This is a genomic window from Leptospira ainazelensis (assembly GCF_016918785.1).
Classification (GTDB): Bacteria; Spirochaetota; Leptospiria; order Leptospirales; family Leptospiraceae; genus Leptospira; species Leptospira ainazelensis.
Genome location: NZ_JAFFPT010000041.1, coordinates 32463 through 58037, shown reverse-complemented (window position 1 = coordinate 58037; position 25575 = coordinate 32463). Strand labels below are relative to the sequence as shown.

General features: G+C 42.0%; 21 protein-coding genes. 11 read left to right on the top strand and 10 right to left on the bottom strand.

What is annotated here, in order from left to right; genetic code table 11:
* Nucleotides 1-598 precede the first annotated feature (598 nt).
* The 3 genes from JWG44_RS11125 to JWG44_RS11115 all read left to right on the top strand — a co-directional run bounded on the left by JWG44_RS11125 (nucleotide 599) and on the right by JWG44_RS11115 (nucleotide 4010).
* On the top strand, nucleotides 599-2005 hold the full coding sequence (locus JWG44_RS11125; RefSeq protein WP_232371606.1) for an APC family permease: 1407 nt from the start codon (nucleotides 599-601) through the stop codon (nucleotides 2003-2005).
* A gap of 6 nt (nucleotides 2006-2011) precedes the next feature.
* The gene (locus tag JWG44_RS11120) at nucleotides 2012-2401 is read left to right on the top strand and encodes a hypothetical protein (RefSeq protein ID WP_205275025.1); all 390 of its coding nucleotides are present in this window, start codon (nucleotides 2012-2014) and stop codon (nucleotides 2399-2401) included.
* A gap of 439 nt (nucleotides 2402-2840) precedes the next feature.
* Complete coding sequence (locus JWG44_RS11115; protein WP_205275024.1) at nucleotides 2841-4010, top strand: acyl-CoA dehydrogenase family protein; 1170 nt, start codon at nucleotides 2841-2843, stop codon at nucleotides 4008-4010.
* A 515-nt stretch (nucleotides 4011-4525) separates the two neighbouring features.
* On the opposite strand, the gene JWG44_RS11110 is transcribed toward JWG44_RS11115, so the two are convergent.
* Nucleotides 4526-5824 carry a glycosyl hydrolase family 18 protein gene (locus JWG44_RS11110; protein ID WP_205275023.1) on the bottom strand — a complete coding sequence of 433 codons (1299 nt, stop codon included), beginning with the start codon at nucleotides 5822-5824 and terminating at the stop codon, nucleotides 4526-4528.
* 155 nt (nucleotides 5825-5979) lie between these two features.
* Here JWG44_RS11110 and JWG44_RS11105 point away from each other — a divergent pair, with 155 nt between their 5' ends.
* A complete protein-coding gene (locus tag JWG44_RS11105; protein ID WP_205275022.1) occupies nucleotides 5980-8316 on the top strand; it encodes a sensor histidine kinase in 2337 nt (778 codons plus the stop codon).
* A gap of 134 nt (nucleotides 8317-8450) precedes the next feature.
* Here the strand turns inward: JWG44_RS11105 and JWG44_RS11100 are convergent, their stop codons facing one another.
* Complete coding sequence (locus JWG44_RS11100) at nucleotides 8451-9086, bottom strand: hypothetical protein (RefSeq protein ID WP_205275021.1); 636 nt, start codon at nucleotides 9084-9086, stop codon at nucleotides 8451-8453.
* A gap of 188 nt (nucleotides 9087-9274) precedes the next feature.
* The gene (locus JWG44_RS11095) at nucleotides 9275-9928 is read right to left on the bottom strand and encodes a response regulator (RefSeq protein WP_205275020.1); all 654 of its coding nucleotides are present in this window, start codon (nucleotides 9926-9928) and stop codon (nucleotides 9275-9277) included.
* 153 nt (nucleotides 9929-10081) lie between these two features.
* Between JWG44_RS11095 and JWG44_RS11090 the strand changes: the two genes are divergently transcribed.
* Nucleotides 10082-10390 carry a hypothetical protein gene (locus JWG44_RS11090; RefSeq protein WP_205275027.1) on the top strand — a complete coding sequence of 103 codons (309 nt, stop codon included), beginning with the start codon at nucleotides 10082-10084 and terminating at the stop codon, nucleotides 10388-10390.
* Nucleotides 10391-10526: 136 nt separating this feature from the next.
* Here JWG44_RS11090 and JWG44_RS11085 read toward each other — a convergent pair whose 3' ends face one another.
* Complete coding sequence (locus tag JWG44_RS11085; protein WP_205275019.1) at nucleotides 10527-11273, bottom strand: cysteine hydrolase family protein; 747 nt, start codon at nucleotides 11271-11273, stop codon at nucleotides 10527-10529.
* A 157-nt stretch (nucleotides 11274-11430) separates the two neighbouring features.
* On the opposite strand from JWG44_RS11085, the gene JWG44_RS11080 reads away from it, so the two are divergent.
* Nucleotides 11431-12294, top strand: coding sequence for a LysR family transcriptional regulator (locus tag JWG44_RS11080; protein ID WP_205275018.1), 864 nt, complete (start codon nucleotides 11431-11433; stop codon nucleotides 12292-12294).
* A gap of 12 nt (nucleotides 12295-12306) precedes the next feature.
* On the opposite strand, the gene JWG44_RS11075 is transcribed toward JWG44_RS11080, so the two are convergent.
* Entirely contained in the window at nucleotides 12307-12705 is a 399-nt protein-coding gene (locus JWG44_RS11075; protein ID WP_205275017.1) for a hypothetical protein, read from the bottom strand.
* An 859-nt stretch (nucleotides 12706-13564) separates the two neighbouring features.
* Here JWG44_RS11075 and bcp point away from each other — a divergent pair.
* Both bcp and JWG44_RS11065 read left to right on the top strand, forming a co-directional pair.
* Complete coding sequence (bcp, locus tag JWG44_RS11070; RefSeq protein ID WP_205275016.1) at nucleotides 13565-14044, top strand: thioredoxin-dependent thiol peroxidase; 480 nt, start codon at nucleotides 13565-13567, stop codon at nucleotides 14042-14044.
* Complete coding sequence (locus JWG44_RS11065) at nucleotides 14041-15528, top strand: leucyl aminopeptidase family protein (protein WP_205275015.1); 1488 nt, start codon at nucleotides 14041-14043, stop codon at nucleotides 15526-15528. Before bcp ends, JWG44_RS11065 begins: the two co-directional genes overlap by 4 nt.
* 45 nt (nucleotides 15529-15573) lie before the next feature.
* On the opposite strand, the gene JWG44_RS11060 is transcribed toward JWG44_RS11065, so the two are convergent.
* From JWG44_RS11060 to JWG44_RS11050, 3 genes are all read right to left on the bottom strand, one after another.
* Entirely contained in the window at nucleotides 15574-16851 is a 1278-nt protein-coding gene (locus tag JWG44_RS11060) for a response regulator (protein WP_205275014.1), read from the bottom strand.
* Nucleotides 16852-17483: 632 nt separating this feature from the next.
* Nucleotides 17484-18335 (bottom strand): metal-dependent hydrolase, encoded by an 852-nt coding sequence (locus JWG44_RS11055; RefSeq protein ID WP_205275013.1) that lies wholly within the window; start codon nucleotides 18333-18335, stop codon nucleotides 17484-17486.
* A 229-nt stretch (nucleotides 18336-18564) separates the two neighbouring features.
* Nucleotides 18565-19215 carry a TetR family transcriptional regulator gene (locus tag JWG44_RS11050; RefSeq protein WP_205275012.1) on the bottom strand — a complete coding sequence of 217 codons (651 nt, stop codon included), beginning with the start codon at nucleotides 19213-19215 and terminating at the stop codon, nucleotides 18565-18567.
* A 199-nt stretch (nucleotides 19216-19414) separates the two neighbouring features.
* On the opposite strand from JWG44_RS11050, the gene JWG44_RS11045 reads away from it, so the two are divergent.
* The 3 genes from JWG44_RS11045 (at nucleotide 19415) to JWG44_RS11035 (ending at nucleotide 22310) form a co-directional block, all read left to right on the top strand.
* Nucleotides 19415-20248: an SDR family oxidoreductase gene (locus JWG44_RS11045; protein WP_205275011.1), complete on the top strand. Its 834-nt coding sequence runs from the start codon at nucleotides 19415-19417 to the stop codon at nucleotides 20246-20248.
* A gap of 19 nt (nucleotides 20249-20267) precedes the next feature.
* Complete coding sequence (locus tag JWG44_RS11040; RefSeq protein ID WP_205275010.1) at nucleotides 20268-21395, top strand: MBL fold metallo-hydrolase; 1128 nt, start codon at nucleotides 20268-20270, stop codon at nucleotides 21393-21395.
* Nucleotides 21396-21656: 261 nt separating this feature from the next.
* Nucleotides 21657-22310 (top strand): lytic transglycosylase domain-containing protein, encoded by a 654-nt coding sequence (locus JWG44_RS11035; protein ID WP_205275009.1) that lies wholly within the window; start codon nucleotides 21657-21659, stop codon nucleotides 22308-22310.
* 34 nt (nucleotides 22311-22344) lie between these two features.
* Here the strand turns inward: JWG44_RS11035 and JWG44_RS11030 are convergent, their stop codons facing one another.
* Nucleotides 22345-23235, bottom strand: coding sequence for a substrate-binding periplasmic protein (locus JWG44_RS11030; protein WP_205275008.1), 891 nt, complete (start codon nucleotides 23233-23235; stop codon nucleotides 22345-22347).
* Between the two features lie 237 nt (nucleotides 23236-23472).
* Complete coding sequence (locus tag JWG44_RS11025; protein WP_205275007.1) at nucleotides 23473-25455, bottom strand: acetoacetate--CoA ligase; 1983 nt, start codon at nucleotides 25453-25455, stop codon at nucleotides 23473-23475.
* Nucleotides 25456-25575 lie beyond the last annotated feature (120 nt).

The following is a 25575-nucleotide window of genomic DNA, read 5'->3' as shown; positions in this document are numbered from 1 at the left end:
AAAAGATCTATTGCGTTTCCCGTGCCCGATTCCTCTATCTGGTCCGCGATTACTCGCAAACGAAAAAAAGAAGCAGGTCAGTTGAGCGCTTACAGTTGTCTCATTTCTGAAACAGCCGTATGGACCAAAGTATAAATCACTTCTACCTAGTCAAATAGAATTTATAAAAATTCTTCTGGTTTCTTAAATTCTTTCGTAGAACTTTCTTCAATATTATGTCTCTTTTATTAGAGATCGAGAGTTTGGTAAAGAAGGGAAATCAAAGTAAAAGTTTTCTTTGAGCGAGCCCGGGTATTAGCCAAGTAGAGAATTGATTCGTTTTGAACATAATTCTTTAGAAAAAGGCTTTGTGGACGGAAGACCGCTCTCTTTGCAAAAAGGCCTCGTGTGCTGGAGTATGTTTTCAAATCATTCTTCCTTGAATCTTAGGACTTGATCGTTTATGAGAAAGTGGACGGAACACCGCCCCTTTCCCTTTCACGGGAGAATCAAAAAACCAACAAAAGGAAAAATCCTTGTTTGCGAAAACGAGACCTCCATCCTGTCAGAATCGATGCAACTCAAGAGATCCCTCAATCTATTTGATTCCATTTCCCTCATGTTCAGTTCGATGGTTGGACCTGGAATTTTTATAACGACAGGATACATTCTTCATACGGTTCCAAACCCGAATCTTGTCCTCTTTGCATGGATTTTAGGGGGTTTTCTCGCGGTGGCAGGCGCTATGTCCTACGCAAAATCCGCATCGCTCTTTCCCTACGCGGGAGGAGATTACGTCTATCTCAAGGAAGCCTATTCTCCAATCGTAGCCTTTGCAAGCGGATGGCTTTCTCTTTCCATTAACTTTTCCGCATCAATCTCCCTTTCTGCATTAGCATTCTCTAAATCGTTTTTTTCACTCATTAACCCATCCTGGGATATCTACTTTTTCGAATTTCCTTTTTTCGGGCTTACGATCTCTATCGGAACGGCCCAGATGCTCGCGATGGGAGCGATTCTACTCTTTACCATTATCAATTTTTTCGGAATTTCAACGGCTTCAAGAATTCAGAACCTCTTCACAGGAGTGAAAATATTAGGACTTCTTGCCTTCGTTATCTTAGGATTCACGATCGGGAATTATGAAACGTCTCGATTTCAAGCGTTCGACTTCTTTCCATCGAGTCTGAGCGGAATGGAATTACTCCTCGCCGGGGTGATTCCCGTAACCTATTCATATCTTGGATGGAATATGATAACCTATGTTGCGGAAGAAGTAAAAGATCCGGATCGAAACATCTACAAGGCGGTTCTCTATTCTTGTGCGTTAGTCACCGTTCTCTACATTCTTATGAATTTTCTCTTTTTGAGCTCCGGATCCATAAGCGAACTTTCCGGAGATAAGATTGGAATAACCGCATCTTCCGCGCTCTTCGGTCCCAAGGCGACGATTTTTATCACCGCATTTATCTGTTGGGCATTCTTAGGTTCCATCTCCGCTTATATCATCGGAGGTTCGAGAATTTATTTTGCGATGGCGAGAGACGGTTTCTTTTTTCCGAGTATGGCTAAACTTCATCCAAAACACAAAAGCCCTTATACTTCTTTGGCGTTTCAGTGTATCTATGCTTGTCTGTTTTGTTTTGTAAAAGAGATCGAAAGCCTTCTTTATCTCATCACTTGTTCCACGCTTCTTCTTGCAACGATCACGGCATATACGCCGATTCTTTTTGAAAAAAGACATTATAAATTGAAGTTTAGAATTCCAGGATATCCTTATACAACCTATCTCTATATTTTCTCGAATATAGTGATTATAGCAACCTTGGTCTGGAACAAACCGACGGAAGCATTCTGGGGAATCAGCTTTACACTTCTTTCAGTTCCGATGTATTATTATTTCAAGATGACAAAAAGTTCTTCTCGTCCGATTACAATTCCTCTCGACGCGGATTCTCCGGAAATTATAGCGACAAGCCTTCTTCCTGAAAACGAGCCGGTTCCGGTCGCAAGCGGGGAACCGTAAAAAAACTTGTTTCGCCTCAAAGCAAAACAAAGACTCAAACTTCATTCCTATTTAGGAATCTTTTCGATTCTTCTTTTAACGCTCAGGATCATTCTTCCCGTTTTCTCTTTATTCTTTTCGATCTCGGAAGAGATCCACCTTCTCTCGGGAAGAATCGGAATTTTTCTAGGAGTATTAGCCTTTCTTACCGGCTCAGGGCTTGGGAATTATTCTTTTGTTCAAAATTCGAAATACGCGGAACTTCACGTCATTCTTTTGCTTGCAGGTTTAGCCCTCCAAGTCCCCGGAATCAGCGTAAGCCATTCGACCGTTCTGGCGATCATTGCTTCTTGGCTTGGTTTTCCTCTACTCGTAGCGGGCTGGCTCTATGGAAGAAAGATTCGAAAAAGGAAATAATCGGCGTTATTCCATCCAATCTCTGCTTCGACTTTAGAGAAAGATTCCTCGTTTTTTAGGAATTCGAATTTTCTCTCGCGTTTGTTTCAAAATCATCTTCATTACGATTTCCGGTCGTTTTTATCGTTTTCCCCAAAAATAAAACGGAGGATCCTCTTTTTAGGACCACCTTCAATTCTATAAAATTTCATTCTCAAGTATTTTAAATACATCAATATAATATAATTTACTAATTCTCCTTTTTGATTGAATCAGAAAAGTAAAACCTCCCTTAAAGAACATTCTTCGCCTCTCTAAAAAATACCGAAACAAAAATCGAAGCTTCTTTTCATGACTTTTATAGGAAATAAAAAGTCCCTTTTTACTCTCCGGATCGATTTAAAATCCATTGCAAAAAAAAGAAGGGGGATAATATTCGCATCAAATTTATGGAGACTTTATGAACTTCAGATTATCAGAAGATGAACAAATGTTTACTAACCTATTCTCCGATTTTTGTAAAAAAGAAATCGAACCGTATGCGGAGGAAGCGGATCAAAAAAAGGAAATTCCTATATCTCATTTTCATAAACTTGCACAGATCGGCTATATAGGCCTGCCGCACGAGGAAGAATACGGAGGTCAAAACGCCGGCATGTTTCGCTCTTTGCTCTCCATGCAAATCTTGGGCAAAGCCTGCGGTTCCACTTTTTTTTCAGTAGGAGCTTCCGGCGGACTTTTCGGCTTGCCCATCCGTCATTTTGGAAAGGAAGAACAAAAGAAAAGATATCTACCCGAAATCAATTTAGGAAAAAAGATAGGATCTCTTGGTATCACGGAACCGGATTCCGGTTCCGATGTTTCCGCAATCAAAACGGTTGCTAAAGAAATTTCCAAAGGTGTTTATCATCTTTCAGGTCAAAAGACTTTTATTACAAACTCACCGATCGCCGATTACTGCCTGGTTCTTTCTCGAGTCCAAGATCTGAACGGAAAAGAAAAAGGGCTGACTCATTTTTTCGTGGATCTCAACGCGAAAGGAGTACAACGATCGGCTCCTCTGGAGAAGCTCGGATTAAAAGCGTCTCAAACGGGCGCCCTTTTTTTTGAAGACGTTGAAGTTTCTTCCGAAGATATCTTAGGAACTCTCGGAAAAGGTTTTCGTCAGACGATGCAAACGTTCAATATGGAGCGTCTTTCCCTCGCCGCTTGGTCGATAGGATTGATGGAAGTTTGTTTGGAAGAATCTAAATCTTTTGCTTCCACAAGAAGAAGTTTCGGAAAACCGATCGCACAACATCAGTCGGTAGGAAATCTTTTAGCCGAAATTTATACAAAGCTGGAGGCTTCTCGTTGGTTTACTTACAACGTCGCATGGGAAATGGAAGAAGCTGAGAAATTAGGAAAAGGGAATATGCATCTTTCCGGAAAATGCGCTTCTTGTAAATTGTTCGCCACCACCTCCGCAAGAGAGGTTGCAAATCTTGCGGTTCAAGTTCACGGAGGTTCGGGTTTTATGGAAGAATACAAGGTCGCAAGGCTCTATCGAGACGTCCGCCTCGGAGAAATCGGCGGGGGAACGAGCGAAATTCAGAAGTTAATTATCGCAGGAAGTATTATGAAAAACTAATACACCCTGAATAAAAAACCTTGCAGCAATTTATCTGCTTTATCGTAAACTATTTTTTTGATCTTTTGTAGGAGTTCCTACAAAGAAATCACCTTCGAATCTGCTTGAAAAAATAAATTTTCCATGATAAAGAAAATTCTACAAATTTCCCGCAAAGCCCGCCTCCTCCACCCAATTAGCATAACCTTACCCACAAGTTCTTTGAATCTTAAGAAAAATCTGTCGTAACAACGACGATCCTCCGTAAAAGTCGCGCGCCCCGCCCTGATTTTTGGGTGGAGGGGCGGGAGGCGGAAGACTCCCGGAGATTTTCCTATATCACAAAATTCTAATTTTGCAAGGAATATTCTCTCTCAGATTTTTTGTAGGAACTCCTATAAAAAATCTTACTGGGATCCTTCTTCATTCGAAATCGCTTTTTTAACTTGTGGGTAAGGTTATGACCCAACGAGGGCGGGGATTCTTTGAGTTTCACGGAAAATTTGCCGTAGCTCAGACAAGGCAAAGCTTAAATTCTACTTCTTCTCCGGCGTTTCGATCATTTCCTTTAAAAAGGAATGAATTTCCGGATCGTTGTCTTGGATGAGTTGCCAAAACGAAAATCCTCGAATCTTAAACTTCCGGAGAAGGTTCATCTTTGTCTCAAAGGACCTTCGGTTCATATAGAAGGCGACCCGATCACAACCGCCGAGCGAATACCAAAGCGAAGGATCGTCGTAAACATAACCTTCATGTCTATAAAGATACGGTCTCAAGTAAATCCAATCTCCGGACTTTTTTACTTCTTTGTAAGTTTTGAGAACATCGGTTTGTTCCTCAATCCGAGGATTCCAATTCTTTTTGATAAATTGAGCTCTTGAATAAAACACTGCTTTGGACGGAATATCACAATTCAACGGCCAGTCGTAGCCATAGGTCGGAATAGCCATATAAAGTTTTTCTTTAGGAATTCGTTTTGTAGAATATTCTAATATTCTTTCAATCCACCAGGAAGGAGCCTGAGGTCCGGGCCCCGGAAAAGCGTTTTTTCGCGGATGAAGTTCGTATGCCATGATTTTGACTTTATCCGCAACTTTTCCCAGAAATTCGTAGTCGTGGGTCAGCTGTCCGCGATAAGCCTCATAAAAATCAACCGAGATCGGATTTTTCAGACCCTTACAAACGTATTCCGATTTTTCCTCGGCGGATGTTTTCGGATGAATCGCCACTGATAAAAGTTTATTCTTCTTTTTTAATTCTCCGGAAAGCAAAGTTAAGAATGTTTCAAAACTTTCTTTTTTTTCGCAAGTCATACCTTCGTAGTCGATGTCAATTCCGTCGTAATCGTATTTTTCGATTTCCTTTAAAATCTGTTCTATATGATAATCTCGAATTTTTGTATTTCCATTTAAGCCGATCGCATCGGAGATCTTTTCAAAGTCGTTTTCCCATCGAAAAATCGTCGGTATGATTTTCGTCCTTGGTGAAATCTTTTTGAGCGCCCATATATAAAATTCCTGCGCCTCCGGATTCCAAACGGACTTGATATTTCCGGTATTGCTCCTTCCTCCTTCAAGAGTATAAAGAAAGGGATGGATCTCGTCATACAATTGAACATTTTCAGTCATCGCAACGATATCGGACGACCAGGTGGAAGCTAAAAATTCTTTTTCTCTTTCCGTCCGTTCTTCGGATTCCTCATTAAAAAAACCGAGTAACCTAGGATGGAAATCAATTCCTTTCCGGTTTTGCCATAGTACAACTACGGCAATCAAGACAATTGAAAATAGGATGAATAGAAGCGGTTTTATATTGGAGCCTTTCAAAAATTTCATTCGGAGTTTTTTTTCTGCCATCAAATAGAATCTCTTTTGAATAGGAAAGTGAAAGAATTCTTTCAGCTAATGGATTTTGAATCTTTTCAAAGCCAGGCTTCCCTTTTTCCTATTGACGCTTCTCCGATTTTGGCTTTTTTTTGTGGGAAAATCCGATGTTATATTCAGTTCGCATTAATTTTTTGTTTCTTCTTTTGTTCTTCACCGCTTGTACTTACTGGGATATGTCCAAGGCGGACGCTCCCAATGCAAAGGAAGGCGTTTTAGATCTGACAAAATGGGATTGGAATAACCATGGGATCACGAATCTTTCCGGAGAATGGAAATTTTATTGGAACCAAGTTCTTTTTCAAAATCCGGACCGGTCCGATTCGGATATAAAGAATCGATTCGTTCTAACAAAAGCGCCCTCTGTTTGGAATGGGATCGACTTCTTCGGAGAAACGGTCGAAAGCTACGGCTTTGCTACGTATAAGCTGAGAATTCTGGTACCGAAAGAAATCGCCAATCTCGCGCTTTCCATTCCGGACGAAGGAACAGCTTACAATCTTTATGCGAACGGAGAACTCATCGCACACGCCGGAAAGTTCGGTCTAACAAAAGAAACGGCTTCCGCAAAATACGATCCGCAAATTGCCTCTCTCCCACACTCGGATACGATCGATTTAACGCTTCATATTTCTAATTTTCAAAATCGTTGGGGCGGATATTGGTATCCGATCAAAATCGGAAGATTAGAGGACGTATTCAAAGAAAGTCAGATCAAAAACGGCATCGGTTTTGCCGTTTGTATTTCTGCTGGAATTATGGCGGTCTACAATCTTTTGTTCTATCTTTTTCGGAGAACAGATCCGACTCCCCTTCTTTTTTCGATTCATTGCACTTTGATTTTTATCCGAGCTCTGACGACGGGAGAACGATTCGGACATCAATTGTTCCCCGGTCTTTCTTGGGAATTATTGAACAGACTGGAATACATTTCGGTTTATTTATCCGCTCCCGTTTTATATGCTTTTTTATATCGTTTTTCACCGAGTAAATTTTGGGAAAAATACGGAATCTATCTCTGCTTTCCTATTTACGCGGCGTCGGCCGCGGTTTTGCTTCTCCCAAATCAATTCTATACTCTCACGTTGATTCCCACGCAGATGTATTGTTTTTTAACCGTCATTCCATGTTGGCTGATTCTTCTTATTTATGGAATCGTAAAAAAATACGAAGGGGTTTTGATTCTTTTTATCGGTTATATCGGCGTTATGTTTTCCACGATAAACGATATTATCTTCACAAACAGTTCGATCAATTCGGTATATCTGATTCCTTACGGTCAACTTTTTCTGATCGCCTCGCATTCTATCCTGATTTCCAGACGATTTTCCACTTCGCTTAACAAATCGGAGAATCTTTCGCTCCAGATGAAGACTCTCGTTTCCTCTACGAGAGAGATCATGTCTTCATCTACTTTCGCATCGGCCACGCAGAAGGCCCTCGAAATTCTTTCCAAAAATATCCGGAAAAATCAGCAACTTTTCATCTATCTTCCGGAACAAAATTCGACCAACTGGAAACAATATTCGATCGATACGGAAAACGATCTTCGGGTTAGCGAGGTATCAAGTCTTCTGTCGCATGATACTGTGGAAGTAAATTTATCTTCTCTATCGACTCCGTCATTGTTAAACGACAGACTCTTACTGCCCGTCCAAAGTAATCGAACAAACTTCGTAATATTAGATCTCCCGATCCAAGGATTTCTCGATTTAGATTCTGAAATGGATTGGGTCCAAGGAATTGCTTACGCCCTTGCTCTATCAATCCAAAACCTATTGCGACAGGATCGGGATAAATTGGCGGTTATCGGAGAATTATCGGCCGAGATCGCACACGATATCGGTCATCACGTAATGCTTATTCAAAAAATTCTCAGAAATATGAATCGGAACACAAATGAAGATCCTCACATAAGCATCGCACAAGCCAAAAAAGAGACAGAGGCTCTCGCCAATTTATCCCTTGATATATTAGAATTTTCTAAAAAACGAATCATCCTGGATTTTAAGTCGGTGAACATCGAAGAATATTTCGCCGGTGTCAAAGAAGATCTCGAACTTTTTTTCGAAGGAACCGGAATCGTCCTGACTTTCGAAATTCTCACGCGCGGAAACGTAAAACTGGATCCTCTTCGGATTCGAAGATTGGTTTTAAACATCGCAAAAAATGCGGCTGACGCCATCGGTGAAAACGGAAGTTTTTCCGTAAAAATCGAAAAAGAATCCGAAACACTCTATATCATTTTTAAGGACGACGGCCCCGGCTTGAGCGAAGATATCAAAAAAGCGTTTTACGGTTCGGTGATTGAAACGAAAAAACCTCAGGGAACCGGTCTAGGACTTTCTATAGTGAGAAAAATCGCGATCGCTCACGGCGGAGAAGTTCTACTGGATTCTTCTCCCGGAAAAGGAAGCAGATTTACGGTCCTGCTTCCTTGCTGATAAAACTCATTTCGCTTATCAATAAGTAATAAGGATAAGGGGAAATTTACGGCTCGTCCCAAAACTCGATTATACTTTATCAGAAAGATTAAGCTGCAAGAACCTGTCCGAGTTTTGGGACAGGTTCATATAAACTATTCGCAGATGGATAAGTTTCCGCTATTTTCCACAGTCGTCGGATTACCGAAACCGAAATCAACCTTAGTGGCCCAACCTTTTGAATCGTAAGTATAGATATTTGTTCCGGCCGCAGAAGTCGCAGGAATCGTACCGCCCGAAGAATACGTATAAACCAAATTCTGAGCCGCGGAATTCGATTGAGGAAATCCGTTTGTGTCATAGTTGGAATAAGTCACCGTAGGTGGTGTAACGGATGTTAGCTGATTTGAACTGTTGTAAGTGAACGTATTGGTCGTCGCACCTTCCACCCTACTTGTCAAACCTCGCTGAGCGTGTTGGTTTGAAAACGGAGGAGGATCCACCACGCCGAGCCTTGCGGCGGCTGCGGAAGAATAGGTTCTTATCACCGTGTTTCCGCCGCCGACCGGAACACAAGTGTAAACCTTTCCTACTACGGCGCAATTGTACGTCGAAGTTTGTGCGCCGTTTCCATCCTTTACGACAACCTGTTGGGGAAGGTTAAAACAATTTCCGCTCGTTAGAGCCGCCAAACCTGCGAAGAGAGCCGTATCGTCTGATTCTTCTTTTTTGCAATCGTTTATAAAAAGTAGAAAAAGCGCCAAACTCATACTTATTAATTTTTTTTTCATCTTGTGACTCCGAATACGTTTGAGAATCGAATGAAGATTCCGGTGTCAACATTATCATCTAAGATAGATTTTCGAAACTTCGGGAATTACTTAGAAAAAGAGGATCTATCAGTAGTTCTTATTAGGATCGAGAATGAATTTAAAAAATCTCAGTATTCAAAAAAGAAAGTTTTAAGGAGAATTCGGAGTTAAATCAAACCGGACGACTTTAATTGGATGAGAATTTTTCCGAGCTCGATAATATTCTCAGTTTCTAATTTTTTAAAGATAGAAGCTCTATGAGTTTCAACCGTACGAACGCTCAATTCCAATTGGTCCGCAATCTCACGATTCATCTTTCCGTCGGCTAAAAGATTTAGAATTTCCCTTTCACGTTTAGTCAGTCGTTTAACAATATTTCCGATCTCTTCGTTAATTTCAGTTTCCGGTCTGAAATTTCTGACTTCCTCCGGAAAAACCTTACCTCCTGCGATAACGGTTCTTAACGCATTTAAGATGGATCGGGTGGATTCGCTTTTTAAAAGATATCCGTCCGCTCCCAATGCGAATGCCTTTTGAAGAAATGCCCAGTCTCTGTGCATCGTCAAAAAAACGATCTTGAGTTCGGGGAATTTTGACTTGATAGTTTCGATTTCCTGAATTCCGTTTTCATCCTGCAGAGAAACGTCGCTTAACAAAAGGTCGGTCCTAGAAAAACTCATCTTACGGATTCCTTCCTTAAGAGAACTTGCCGAACCCGCAAACGTAAAATCCGGATCCGCTTCTATCTCCGACTGCAATCCGGACCGAACGACGGGGTGATCGTCCACGAGAAAGACTGAGTATTTTTTTGTCGGCGCCATTCTACCAAATGTTACGCGAACTACATTCTTTGTAAAATAATTTCTAACAAAATCTTTGTTAGGTTATCCGCATAAAATAACGGCATACAAATTCAAGAATGGAAAAGTTTTTTTGCGATTGATAAAATTCGGAAATCGATTATTCAGTATGGAATGTCCAAATTTTCGATTCAACTTTTTTGCGGAATCGCGGTTTTATTTTTATGCAGTTGCAGAATTTCCTATAAATTCTTAACGATCGGATTGCCCAAACCGGATCGCAAGGAGAGAACCGGAACATTCGCCGGTTACGAGTTTCATCTTTGGAACTGCGTGGACGGAAAAAGAGTCATCGTCTACCGATGGGAACCTGAAATGCCGTTCTTTGACTTCGACCCTTATCACAAGGAAGAAACAGCGTGTAATGAAAAAACCGAATTCGAAAGAAAGAACGGAATTTTAGAATTTCCTTTAAAAAAATGATTCGAATTTGTTTTCGAATTTCACCAAAGAAAAAAACTTTTCTCTCTTTGGTGAAGGTATTCAAAAGACCGATTCCTGATTCTAAGAATTGCGATCCATTTTTCGCAAAGGAAAAATTCTCAGATTTAAAAAAGATCTAAGAATTCTTAGCCAATTCTTCCCGTAAAAATTCGGAAGCCGTTGCAATTTTTGCAAAGATATATCCAAGCGCGGACAAAAAGGCGCCATGCACTTGGCGAGCCGGAATCGAATTGGATTCAAATTTTAAGGAACGAGTCGCAGAAGCATCCGAAATGACCACGATGTCTTTAAACCCAAGATCATAAGCCGAACGAACCGTTGAATCTACCACCATATGAGTCATCATTCCAAAAACGACGATACGCTTTACATTTTTTGCATGCAATTCTTTGAGAAGATTTGTGTTTTGAAACGGATTGACCGTATGTTTTACGATGAGCGTTTCTCCAGGGATCGGCAAGTGACTGGAATGGAAATCAACTCCGGGAGTACCCGGAAAAAAGAAGGTTGCACCTTTTCTGGTCGATATGTGTTGAATGTGAAAAACAGGGAATTTCTTCTTTCGAAAGTATTTGAGCACACTCTCGCCTTTTGACGCGGCTTGAGTCGATCCTTCCAATTCAAATCTCCCGCCGGGAAAAAAATCCATCTGAACGTCTAAGATGAGAAGCGCAGTCGTCCCCGAAGAAGCAGGCGACGACATTCTTGAGTTCTCGGACATCGAACAGTTCAAAACGAGCAAAAGAAAAAGGATGAGGTTCTGTCTCAAAACTGGGACAGAACCTTTCTGCTTGATCTTTCTGATAAAGTAAAATTGAGTTTTTGAACGCGCTGTAAGTATATTTTTTCCGTATTTATTCATAAAGTCCCCTTAAAAATTCTTAGACAAACTTTTGATGAGGAAAAAATGATACACCTATAATATCATTTTTATACATGATATTATTTGATATATATAATCATAAAATATGATGAATATAAATATCATATTTTGAATAATTTCTTCCGGAGAGTCAAAGATGGATATTTCTTCGTTAAAAATTTTTCGGGAAGTTGCAAGAGAAGAAAGTTTTACTCGCGCGGCCGAAAATTTGCATTTTGTACAATCCAACGTGACTGCAAGAATTCAAGTTCTGGAAAGAGAACTCAAAACAACTCTATTTCAGAGATCAAAAAAAGGCGCGACCTTGACCGCAAAGGGAAAAATTCTCTATGATTATTGTGAGAGAATTTTGGCCCTTACGGAGGAAGCTGAGAGAGCAATTTCCGAATCGGGAATTCCGGAGGGACCGCTGGAGATAGGTTCGGGGCAGACTACCGCAGTTGTGAGACTTCCCTCAATTCTTTCCAAGTATCATAATAAATTTCCAAAAGTTCAGCTTTTCTTAAGACAAGGAAATTCGGATGAGCTGGTAAGAGCGGTCTTAGAAAAAAAATTGGACGGGGCTTTTGTTTACGAAGGATTTTCGCATTCGCAATTTTTGGAGATCCCGGCTTTCTCTGAAAATCTTGTTATCATCGCGCCGAATTCCATGAAAAGAAACGAGATTCTTTCTTCTTGGAGACAATTATCGATTCTTACTTTCAAAACGGGATGTGTGTTTCGAAACAGATTGGATCAATGGATTCTGGAACATTCTCTTCCCCCCGGCAAAAGGATCGAGTTTGAATCTTTGGATACGATTCTTTCCTGCGTTATTTCGGGAATGGGAATTTCACTTTTGCCGGAGTCCTATCTGAGCGGGAAAAAACAGAAGAAATTTCTATCCATTCTCCCTTTGCCTTCAAAGTTAAGAAGAATCCGAACCGTTTTTATTCGAAACCGAGATATAAAACCGAAGAATGCGTTAAACGAATTTGTGAAAATGTTTGAGAAACAATAAGGGTCCGATTTGTTAAACCGAAATCCCTTTTTTCTTTAGGATATCAAGGGCCGTCTGACGTAAGATCGGGTGAATTTGAAATTCAGATGGATCCGGAAAACTGGAAGAGGATTCGCCCGATTGCAGAGGATCGGCCGGTGTCGCTTTAAATTTGTCTGCGCCAATCCACTGACTCAAGGCCCACATCATTCTTTGAAAAATCTCATCGATTCGTTTTTGATAACCGGCTTTTTTATAATATCCGTATGCGAGGAGAGGCATCTTTTTCTCATACATAAAGTGATCGCCAAGACGAATCAGGCCGTCCTTGTAATCAGCCTTTATAAAAAGGTCTCTTGCTTTTCGAATGTCGCCTTCGTTAAAGGCGCGGTTTCCTTCTCGAATCGTCTCTGCCCTTTCTCTGGGATCCATATTCAAAGGATCGGATATTTTTTTACTTTTCGCAAGTGAAAAACAAACAATTTTAAATACGACAGGACCGATTTCGATCTTCCCCGGAGAGAACCTTTTCGTTTTGGAAAGCCTTTTTTGAAAGACGGCTTTGTCGGAATTCCGACAGACTCTCTCCATGTGTGAGCGCGAAATCGAAGCAGAAGCCGAATTTATGAAAGGAAACGGAGAGGTAATAATCCGCGTTTTGGCGAACTTCGCATATCACGCATCGAGCTGAGCATGAGCGGTTTTGATTCGCGTTTTGGCGAACTTCGCATATCACGCATCGGGCCGTGCATATGAGTTTCGGTCTGCGTTTAGGCGAACTTCGCGTATCGCGCATCGAGCCTAGCATGGGAGTTTCAGTCCGCGTTTTGGCGAACTTCGCATATCACGCATCGGGCCGTGCATGAGCGGTTTTAATCCGCGTTTAGACGAACTTCGCGTATCGCGCATCGAGCCTAGCATGGGAGTTTCAGTCCGCGTTTTGGCGCACTTCGCATATCACGCATTGAGCTGAGCATGAGCGGTTATAGTCCGCGTTTTGGCGAACTTCGCATATCACACATTGAGCCGTGCATGAACGGTAATAATCCGCGTTTTGGCGAACTTCGCATATCACGCATCGAGCCGAGCATGAGCGCTAATAATCCGTGTTTAGACGAACTTCGTAGAAACGCGGGTTAATTCTTCCTAATTGCAAAAAAACGAAAAACAAGTCGCCGGTCGAAGTTCCGTCCCCTTTTGTTTCAGAAATTCATTCTTTTTTTAGAACTCCCAAAAAAGACTGACATCTAAAAGAGAAAGAATTCTTAAATCTTATCCAAAGAGGCATTCCATGACTAAACTCAAAGCTGGTTCCAAAGCCCCTAATTTTACGGGGTTCAACGAAAAAGGCGAAAAAGTAAAACTCTCCGATTTAACGGGTCCGAAGGGAACGGTTCTCTATTTTTATCCCAAGGATCAAACCCCAGGTTGCACGACGGAAGCCTGCGATTTCAGAGACAATTTTTCAAGAATCAAAAAGACCGGATTCAACGTCGTTGGAGTTTCCAAAGATACCGTAAAATCGCATCAGAAATTCATTGAAAAGCAGGAGCTAAACTTCACTCTGATCTCGGACGAGGATGGAAAGATCTGCGAAACCTTTGACGTCTGGCATCTTAAAAAATTCATGGGAAGGGAATCGATGGGAATCGTCCGTTCGACCTTCCTCATCGGGTACGACGGAAAAATTCTAAAAGTTTATCCGAAGGTCAGCGTAAAAGGACACGTAGATGAAATCCTCTCCGATATCAAAGCTCTGGAGAAAAAATGAAACTGGATAAGAATAAGATCCAAATCTCGATCGGAAAAAATCCTTCCAAGTCTTTCTATAAATTACAGATACTCTTTAAGGATCACTTTCCAGAGAATCTAAAAACTAAATTCTCTCTTCAGACATCTTCCGGAATTTTTACCGGAGATTACGGACAAACATTCTCCGATGAAGCCGAAAAAATTCTCTATCTCGGACTCGGAGATTCTTCCAAAATAAAAACCAGAAGTGCCGCACAACTTTTCTTTTCTTTCGGAGAAAAACTCAAAAAATGGGACGGAGTCGGACTGGAAATTCATCTTCCGAAAATTCTTACCACCGCGCTTCCGGCCGATATCCTCGTCTATCAAATCGTAAATTCTCTAGAACAAGGCGCCTTTGCCATCAATGTTCTTTCCAAAGAATTTCGTGAGAATTCAAAGAAGATCGGAAACGTTTCTTTTATTCTTCAAGACGCCGCAAAAACGAAAGAAGCCGAAAAAGGTCTGAAACGAGGTAAGGTAGTCAGCCGCTATATCAACGGAGCGCGTTATATCTCACACCTTCCCGCAAATCATTTTACTCCGGAAGAGTTCGTATCTCGTTCCAAAGAAATCGCAAAGGACAACGGACTCAAGATCACCGTCTTTGACGAGCCTCAGCTCAAAAAAGAAAAGATGGGCGGCATTCTCGCGGTCTGCGAAGGCTCCGATAAAAAAGCGAAGATGATCATTTTGGAATATACTCCGGTAAAACCAACGACTAAGAAAAAACTCGCGATCGTCGGCAAAGGTCTCACATTCGATTCGGGCGGAATCAGCATCAAACCCGCGCAGGACATGCACGAAATGAAATATGATATGTGCGGAGCCGCCGCGACCATTCACGCTATCGGCGCAATCGCCGAACTCGGATTAGGTGTTCCCGTAATCGCGGCGATCGGAGTCGCCGAAAACATGCCGGACGCCGCAGCCCTCAAACCGGGCGACGTTTATACGGCTCACAACGGAATCACCGTGGAAGTCCAAAATACGGACGCGGAAGGCCGTTTGGTTTTGGGAGACGTTCTTTCCTATGTTGGGAAAAAATTCAAACCGGACTATATGTTGGATCTCGCGACTCTCACCGGCGCGATCATCATTTCTCTCGGGCACGAGGCAGCCGGCGTAATGAGCAATTCGGAACCGCTTACTTCACTTCTCAAAGAAGCGTCTCAAACTTCGGATGAAAGAATCTGGGAAATGCCCCTCTGGGAAGAATACGCGGAAGAACTCAAAAGCGACATCGCAGACATTCGAAACGTCGCAGGAAGAGCCGGAGGTTCTTTATCCGCGGCAAAATTTTTAGAGAGATTTGTGGAGTCCGGAATCGCATGGGCTCATATCGATATCGCAGGAGCCGCTTGGAGAAAAAAAAGCTCCGGGACTCAGATCGGAAACGGCCCAACCGGTTACGGAGTTCGATTGCTCGTCGATCTTGCGGAAAAGATCGGAAAGAAAAAATAGACAAAACGATTCGGGAAGTCAAAAAAAATTTCCCGAATCCTCTCCTCAACAAACGGGTAAGGTAATCGCCGCGAGAACTACCGTTTCCGGTTTGCTCGAAATCGTATGATCCGTTACGTTTTTGATTCCGAAACTTCCGCCGTGTTTTCTCACTACTATATCCACAAGAGTCAAACCTAAACCTGAAAAAACTTCTTCCGTCTTCACACTTTCATCCAAAAATTTCGCCAAACGATAGAAAGGTTGTTTTACAAGGGATTCTTGATCGGGGGAGATTCCCGATAAGTATTTGGAATCGAAATCATTTTTTACGTAGAGATTGAACAACCCCGACTTCGAGGAAAAATAAACGTCCACTTCTCCTTCCTTATCCGAATACTTCAAAGCGTTTACCAAAAGTTCGTAAAAAATCATAAGAAAAGAATCCATATCGACCATTACGGAATCTTGATAGTGATTGTGATTCACGTTTGGCATTCGAATGTTGAGGGCCTTCGTCTCCAAGTATTCCTTTTCATTCAAAGCGAATTTATGAAAGTGTTCCGTGAGTTTTTCTATCAGATGAGAAACCGTAACCCTTCTTAAATGAGGGGCAACTTCCCTATGCAACAGTGTAAGACTTTCCTCGAGTCGATTGATGTTTTTTTCGATAAAATCGCTGTTTTCAGTCAGCATATCGATAAGATCGACTGATATTACGTAATTTGAATCCACTTTTTCGGCCGAGGAGCGGATCATCTTCACTAAGCTGATGAGAGTTCCGATGCCGCCGCCGCTCAGAAGAGCGTATTTGATATTGTTCAAAGTGGTTCTTGAAAGTTCGATCATAGAATCCAGATCGGCGACTTTAGAACGTTTATAAGAAACCCATCCTAATTGTTCTTTTAAACGATTTGTAGACTCTTCCTCGAAAAGCTGAATCACCCTTCTTCTTTTGAGTTCTTCGGAAACTTCCTTTAGAAGATTTTTATAATGCCCCGCATTGATCGGCTTCAGAATGTAATCAAAAACGCCTAAGTTCATCGTTTCTATGATCGTATGCGGTTCCGAATGGGCCGTCATGACGATAAACAAAGAATCGGGAGAGTTCTCCTTCATCTTCGAAATGAATTCCTTCCCGTCCATTACGGGCATTTCCAAATCCACAAAAAAAACGTCAGGTTTAAACTCTTCCACTTTTGAAAGAGCGTGTTTGCCGTCTTTGGCTTCGCACCATTGCAAACCGATTTTTTTGGACATGTGAATCATCGTATCCCGAAGGAGATCGTCGTCTTCAAGAATCATAACCCGGGGATAAGAATCAATCGTAGCTTCTTTCTTCAAATTCGAACTCCTTCGAGAATATAAAATTATTATACTTTTAGAATGTAGGACATTTCTATCACAACATATCAATAAAGACGATTCAAATCCGAAGGATGCGATATGAAAAATTCAGAAATATGAGTTTTTTAAAACAACTCATCGATATTGAGCTGATTTTTGTTCCATCATTTTTAGGTTCTCTTCCCTCAAGGAATTACGGGGTTCGAGGTAACAAAGTGCGAGAAAAAAAGAAAATCCCAAAAAGGGAGATCTCTATTTTCCAATGATTTTCTTTTGAAAAAAGGACAAAAATTTCCAGTTTTACGAAAGGGCTTTGAGGGAACTTGAGATTCTTCGCGTTTGATAAAGAATAAAACGATCGTCCCTTTTTCTTGGGAGATCCGGTCTTCAGGGATTGGAAAAGTGAGAATTTTTCTAAAGAATGAATTTCCGATTCCACACGTAAAAGAAGTTCAAAGAGCCAAACCTAAAGTTCCGATTCTAAAAGAAGGAAGGTCAAAAAACAAACGGAACTTCTCCGAATCGATCGCACGTCTAAAACGCGCTTCAAAAACATCTCCCTATTCATTCTAAAAATTTTAAACCTCTTTGTTTAAAGAAAATCAAAACTTAGAGGTATTCTAATATTCTTATATGGTTGCGAGAGCGTTGTTCGCGAGTTCGTATCCGCCGGTTTGTGCGGGATGAAAACTCGGCTTCAAGTAGAGGAAGAAGGCCTTTGCAGTTTCGACCCATAAAATTCTTCCAAAAGGACGAGAACCATTGAGATCTTGGAAATATTTTTTGAAACCCACGTTCGGATCCGTGATGATAAACCAATGCTGAAAGAAGGCGACATATCCCCAAAAAATCCAAGACGCTAAGAAGAATCCGAAAATTCTCAAGAGATAACTTTTCGATACGGTTTGAAGAACGTCATAGGCAACCGATTTATGCTCGATCTCCTCGCAGGCGTGCCAGAGAAGAAGATCTCTCATCTCTCCATAAGCGTGTTCGTGAAATCCGTGACGAAGAGTGATTTCCCCCATCGTCGCTGTATAGTGTTCCATTCCGGCGGTGACTGAGAGTTTTAATTTTTTTCCAAAGAAGAATTCGAAAAAAGGAAGCATCACCTGAAACGCAGTCCATTCAAAAAATCGCACAAAACGAGCGACCGGTTTTCCCTGTTTCGCGAGGACTTCCAATACCTTTTCATGCTCTTTTCCATGTTGGACTTCTTGTCCGATAAAAGCTTTGATGGAGATTTGTAGTTTCGGATCCTTCACCTGATCCGCAAAAGCTTTTACGCTTTTTATAAAGAATCGCTCTCCTTCCGGAAATAGGATGTGATAGGAATTGATGATATGTGTGATAAAGGAATTTCCCGCGAAATAGTGATCGGGAAGATCTCCCATTTTTTTAAAGTCCATCTTACGGACGGTGGGTCGATTGGCATTGATCGGTTTTAGATTTCGTTTTTTCGGTTTTGTTTCTATGGTCATTTTTTCACTCCTAAAAGCATGTCTCTTTTGTAACGGTCACTATAGAGCTTTTTACATCGGACCTCGCGCCGATCTCTGAAAAACTCTGGCGGATTTCGAAATCAGTAGAGAAAATCGGGGTTTTACGGTGAATCTTGGACGGAACTCCGGACCGCTTTCCGGTTTTAGGGAAGAATTTTGATTTTTCCGAAGAACAAGATTCTACGAAAAAAAGTAGGAACTCACACGTTTAAGAATCTTTCTGAGAACCTAAAACCAAGGCTCGAATCCCGGATTCTAAAGTCTGAAAAAAATCGATCTGAAAAACCGCAAAGTCAGGAGAAGAATTCAAAACTTTCGAAACGACCGGAGCCGGTTCGGCGTGATGCCAAAGTCCTACGATAAGCGCGTGAAGATGAGTGAGAAAAACCAAAGCCTCTTCCTTTTTTTTCCATTTCAGAACCCTACAAAGTTCCGGAACAATCTCAAGGACGTGTTTTCGAACCGAGGCTTTCAAGGAAAGGGCGCTCTCAAACACAACATTCTTTTCGAGAAGCGCCGAACCGATCGCCATCAAACGAACGACTCTCTGATTCTCTCTCAAAGATTCCGTGATCCAGGAAGAAAGATCGCCGGCGCTCATTCCGGGTTTTTTAGATCTAAGAAACTTCTGAAAAGAATCAAACCAGACCTCGTAGTCCATTCTATGAATCTCTAAAAACAACTCTTCTTTGGTTTTGAAATAAAGATATAGGGTTCCCTTTGCGACCCCTGCCTTCTTGGCGATCTGATCCATGGAAATTTTTTCGAAAGAGGATTTGTTAAATAGGGAAATCGCAGCTCGAATCAGAAGTTCTTTTTTGATTTTCTTATCGTCGTCTTTTACGGCTCGGATTTTCATTCTATTTTTTTGCCATGGAGAACGTCTCGATTCTTTCGCTTCTCCAAATTCCATCAATCAAAAGGCTTGTCACAAAAACAATCTCCTTTTCGTTTTAAACTTTCAGATTTCAGAATTGACAATGACTTACAGTCATTTATATATGACTCAAGGTCATTTTAAAGTGACCATAAGTCATCAAAAAAGGAGTAATTCAAAAATGAAACGCAAAACAATATTGATCACCGGAACTTCTTCCGGAATCGGAAGGGCCGCGGCAAAACACTTTCAATCCAAAGGCTGGAACGTGATCGCCACCATGAGAAGTCCCGAAAAGGAAAAGGATCTCCAAAACCTTCCGAATCTAATCTGTCTTCCGCTGGATGTGACAAAACCGGAAACGATTCAAAAAGCGATCCAAGACGGGATCAACCACTTCGGAGAAATCGACGTTCTCGTGAACAACGCCGGTTACGGACTCGTCGGCCCTTTTGAAGGCGCAAGCAAAGAACAGATTCAGAGACAATTTGATACTAACGTTTTCGGAGCAATGGATGTGATTCGAAACATTCTTCCTCATTTCCGTAAGAATAAAAAGGGAAACATCATCAATGTCGCGTCTATGGGAGGAAGAATCACCTTCCCTCTTTACAGCCTTTATCACTCGACCAAATGGGCGCTGGAAGGTTTTACCGAATCTCTTCAATACGAATTGATTCCTTTTGGAATTCGAGTCAAACTCATAGAACCTGGAGCGATCGCGACCGATTTTATAGGACGTTCTTCGGATTCAACCGTTGAGAAATCTCCCGCCGAATACAAACCGTTTGCCGATGCGGTTTTCGGAACTATGGAAAAAGCGATGATGACGAGTTCTTCGGAAGCAGTAGCAAAGGTAATCTACAAAGCCGCAAACGATTCCTCCAGACGTCTTCGTTACGTGATTGGAATGGATGCAAAGTCGCTTTTAGGATTGCGTAAATTTCTTTCCGATGGAGTTTTATTCGGAATTATGAAAATGGCCTTATTGGGATCCACAAAGAAAGTCGCTTAATCAAATTTTAGGAGTCCTTATGTTTGGAAATCGAATTCAAAAAGTTTCATTGGTATCGTTGATTCTTCTTTTAGGATTAACTTCTCTCGTTCTCTTACAAACAGCTTGTTTGAGTTCTTTTGGAGGAAACCCCGAGGGAAAGAGAATGGAGAGAATGCAGACTTCCAAGATGTATAAGGACGGTAAATTTGAAAACGAACCCTTTGTTCCGATGATTCTTCCCGGCTCGTATTCCAAGATGATCTGGAGACAACTCTTCGGAAACGAACAAAGAGTTCCACCTTCTCCGATCCCGGTCGTTTATCCGGACGTGAAAAGTTTTCCGGAAACTCCCGCGCCCGGACTCAGAGCGATTTGGTTTGGACACGCGTCCGTTTTAGTCGAGATCGACGGAATCCGGATTTTTACGGATCCGGTTTTTTCGGAAAAGGTTTCTCCGTTCAAGAGTATAGGACCGGAACGATTCTTCCCTCCTCCGATCCCTTTGGAAGATCTTCCTAAGATCGATGCGGTTGTGATTTCTCACGATCACTACGATCATCTCGACATGCTCACCGCAAAATTTCTCGCTTCCAGAGGAACGAGATACTTCGTTCCTCTGGGTATCGGCGCTCACTTAGAACGTTGGGGGGTTCCGGAAAATCAGATTACAGAATTGGATTGGTGGGAAAAGGGAAAAGTAGGCGATGTGGAAATCGTATGCACGCCCGCGGTTCATTATTCCGGGAGAGGGCTCTTAAATGGAAAGTCGACCCTTTGGTCTTCTTGGTCCGTCATCGGTCCTAAAAATCGTTTTTATCACAGTGGAGATACGGGTTATTCTCCTCACTTTTTAGAAATCGGGAAACGTCTGGGACCTTTTGATCTGAGTTCGATCAAGGTCGGAGCTTACGACATCACCTGGGAGGGAATTCATATGAATCCGGAAAAGGCCGTCCAAGCGCATATCGACCTAAACTCAAAACGGATGCTTCCGGTTCACTGGGGGACATTCAATCTGGCGATTCACGAATGGGAGGAACCGATCCGAAGAACTCTGGAAGCGGCCAAACTTCTCAAAGTCGATCTCGTCACGCCAAAACCGGGGGAAACCGTGGACGGAACAACGTCCTTTTCTTCCGAATCTTGGTGGGAAAAGGTGAGATAAAATTCCTCTCCAAAAATTTTTGAGAAGAATCGATTCCGAAAACGTAATTCTTCCGTCGTTTCCGGAATCCCTCTCTTGAGGAAGAGTTCCCTGAATTTCTAAAAAAGTAGGAACTCTCACACCCACTTTTTTCAAAAAAACCGACTTCTGTCTCTTAAACTCAGTTCCAAAAGGAAAAAGAATTCCTTGACTCATAGTGCGCCGCCAAAAAACTGGTCATAGATTGTGCGATGCACAAATTTGAATCTACGGAGGCATCCAGTGAATTTTCGCAAGATGACCCGATTTCGTTTTCGCTATCTCCTTTGGTTGCTCTTACCTTTGAGCTTCCAACTGGTTCTCGCACCACTCGCGGGAGCCTTGGGCCAAAAAACGGCCCACCTCGACGAAGAAACCGTCGAAATCAAATCCATTCAGGCTTATATCCTGGAGGTCCGACCTTCCCTTTCTCAAGAACCTCTTCAGAAACTCTCTCAAGTCATTCTCCAAGAATCTCGGAGATTGGATCTCGAATCCTGCACCTTCCGTTGTTCCGACACGGATAAAGTCAGTCTCCTGATCGGACTCATTCATCTGGAATCCGAGTTCAAGGCGACGGCTCGCTCGCCAAAAGGAGCTCGCGGATTTATGCAAATCATGCCGAGCACCGCAACCTGGCTTTCCAAAAAGGAAGGCTGGAAAACGTCTTCGGAAGATCTTCATAAGCCGGAAGTGAACATCCATCTCGGAGTTTCCTACTTAAACGATCTCTTAGAACTCAGAAAAGGTGATACAGAAAAAGCGCTCCTCTCCTACAACGCGGGACCGGGCGCCGTTGATCGCTGGGGCGGGGTTCCCGAATACAACGAGATCATTTTTTCCAACCGATCTCGTTATTTAGAATTAAGAGAAAAAGTCGCGAACTCTCTTCGTTAAAACACGGATCTTGAGAGTTTTTATAAGAATTCTCTCAAGGAACCCAATCCGATTTATTAAAATACTTATCTTCTAATTCTCTCAGAGCCCCCGAACGAGAAAGTTCCGAAATAAAAAAATCGAAATTACGGACAAAAACAGGATCCGCAATCGGAAAGGCCGCGCTGATATCCTCCCTCTGAACCAATTCGAGAAGAGGACGAAAATTGGAAGCGATCGATTTTTCTTTGAGTAAAATCCCCTTTATATAAAAAGAATCGGCAACGAGACAATTCGCAGTTCCGTTTTTCACGGCTTCCCAGGCGGAAGGAGTATCCCCGTAAGTAAAGATCCGATTGCTCTTAAAGTTTTTGAGAAGATATTCGTGGCGATTGGAAAAAGAACGAACCGCAAAGGTGACTCCGCTTAAGTCCTGTAAGTCGAGAATATTCCGAAAACTCTGAGTAGTAATGATACTTCCTTCCGGAGGCGGTGGAAGCGCCGTCTTTCGAATCAAGGCCGCCGGAGTGGAAATCAGATAAGCCGAACTAAAACGCACTTTTTTGGATCTCTCCAAGTTGCTCGAGATTCCGGATAACGCGATGTCAGCTTCTTTTTTTTTGATCGCCTCCGCGTATTCGGCAAACTCCGGATAAGAAATAAATTTGAACTTTACACCGAGAAAGTCCGCATACATTTTTCCCAATTCGTAATCAAAACCGGGAAAACCTTCTTTTGAGTTTGGAATATAAAACGGTTCATCGGCTTGGTTTCCGGCGACTTTTAATTCTCCTTTTTCTAAAATTTCCTTCAATCGAGAAGAATTATAAAACTTGGATGCGCTTTCTTCCGCTCTGACTGAATTTAACGGAGTTTGAATCCAAAGGAAAAAGGTTCCCAAAAGAATCCAAAATAAAATGAGTTTTTTTAGAATTTTCCGAAACATTTAAAACTTCTCCTCCTCTTGAAAAAGGAACCCCGCCTGCTCCTTCCGATCTCCCTTTGTCGGAATTCCTACAAAGTTTTTTTTAAAATTCCTTGAAAACGGACTTCAAGTTCGAATCTGTTACAATCTTAAGGAAATTTTTTTCATTCTTATTTCTTCCCAAGAAATATTCTTTTTTTAGAATTCTTATGTTGCATTGAATCGACCGCCGAAGTTTTCTTTCGATCTCGGGTTCGTTTAGTCCTCGTTCAATTCCTTTATATTTTTATAATATTCTAAACATTCAGGATTACTCAAGGCTTCCTTATTCGTAACGGGTTCTCCTTGTACGGTTCTTTTTACCGCGATCTCCACCTTCTTCATATTGATCGTGTAAGGAATATCGGGAACCGAAACGATCTTAGAAGGGACGTGTCTCGGTGAAACCTTGTCTCGTATTTCCTTTTTTAGAATTTGAATCAAAGAATTCTCCAAAGTTTTTCCGTCCGCCATCTTGAGAAACAAAACGATTCTCACGTCTTCTTTCCAATCCTGACCGATGATCACAGAATCCGCGATTTCCGGAAAGGTTTCGATCAGGCTGTAAAGATCCGCGGTCCCGATTCTTACACCGCCCGGATTGAGAGTTGCGTCGGAACGTCCGTAGACGACAAGGCCTCCGTTTTTTTTCAATTCCGCAAAATCTCCGTGACACCAAACTCCGGAGAATGTTTCGAAATACGCGGACTTATATTTTTTACCATCCGCATCCTTCCAAAAAGAAAGTGGCATCGATGGAAACGGTTGTTTGCAGACGAGTTCTCCCTTTTCTTCGATCACGGACTTTCCCGATTCATTCCAGATTTCCACGTCCATCCCAAGACCTCTGCATTGAATTTCACCCGCGTTTACGGGAAGAATCGGATTTCCCAACGCAAAACATCCGTTGAGATCGGTTCCTCCCGAGATGGAAGAAAGTTGAAGATCCGACTTCCAATTTTGATATACGTATTGAAATCCTGAAGAAGTCAGGGGAGAACCCGTGGAAAGTACCGCTCTCATGGAAGAAAGATCCAAACCTTTTGGCTGAAATCCCGACTTCTCCAACGTGAGAATGTATTTTGCTCCAACTCCAAAAACGTTGACTTTCTCCTCCGCCGCAATTTGAAAGAGAATCTCCGGACCCGGATAAAACGGATTTCCGTCAAACAAGACAACCGTTGCTCCGACCGATAAAGAACTCACGAGCCAGTTCCACATCATCCAACCGCAGGTCGTATAATAGAAAATTCTTTCTCCTTCCTTGAGATCGGTGTGAAGAACGAGTTCCTTCCAGTGGTTGAGAAGAACACCTGTCCCTTGAACCATACATTTCGGAAGACCGGTAGTTCCGGAAGAATACATGATATAAACCGGATGATCCATTCCCACCTGATAAAACTCCGGTTCTGCGCCGAAATTCTCCTGAAGAATACTTTCCAAAAGTTGAATATTCTTTTGCGGATAATTTTCGGGTAGAATCGTCCGAGTCTGATTTTTAAAATGAAGAATTCCATTCTTATAATCGGAAACTATGACGGCTTCCAGGGAAGGAATCGAAGATAGAATCTGGGTCAGATTCTCCGCGAGAGAAAGATCTTTTCCTTTAAAGGAATAACGGTCGGTCGTAAAAAGAACCTTGGGTTCGATCTGTCCAAAACGATCGAGCACCCCTTTCGCTCCAAAATCGGGAGAACAAGAACTCCAGATCGCTCCGATCGAAGTGGCGGCGAGCATCGCGATCACGGTTTCGGGAACATTGGGCATAAGACCGACCACTCGGTCTCCGGGAACAACCCCCCTTTTTTTAAGATCTTTTGCAAGAGCTCCCACATAACTCCGCAATTCCGCATAACTGAGTTCCCTTCTCGATCCGTCCTCTCCTCTGTAGATGATGGCCGGAAAAGAATCCTTTCTTCGAAGAAGATTCTCCGCAAAATTGAGTTTTGCTCCCGGAAAAAAACGGGAATCCGTAAAACTCTCTCCCTTTTTGTAAGCGGTCTCGTATGGCTGAGAATGGAGAAAGGCGGAAAAGTTCCAGATACTTTCCCAAAAAGCTCCTACATCCTTTACGGACCAGGAACGAAGTTCTTCAAAGTCTGCAAACTGAAGTCCTTTTTTTTCTTTTAAGAATTTTTGATAGCTGGTTAAATTGGAGGATTCGATTTTTTGAGAGGAAGGCGTCCATAGCTCTTGATGCATGAAAAAATTCTCTATTCTTTATTTTTTGGACTCTATTACATTTTTTTCGAAAGGTCGGGTCAACATGAATTTTGATTGAGGAACAAGGATACTTCTGTAGGTTTAGGAAAAATAAATCCG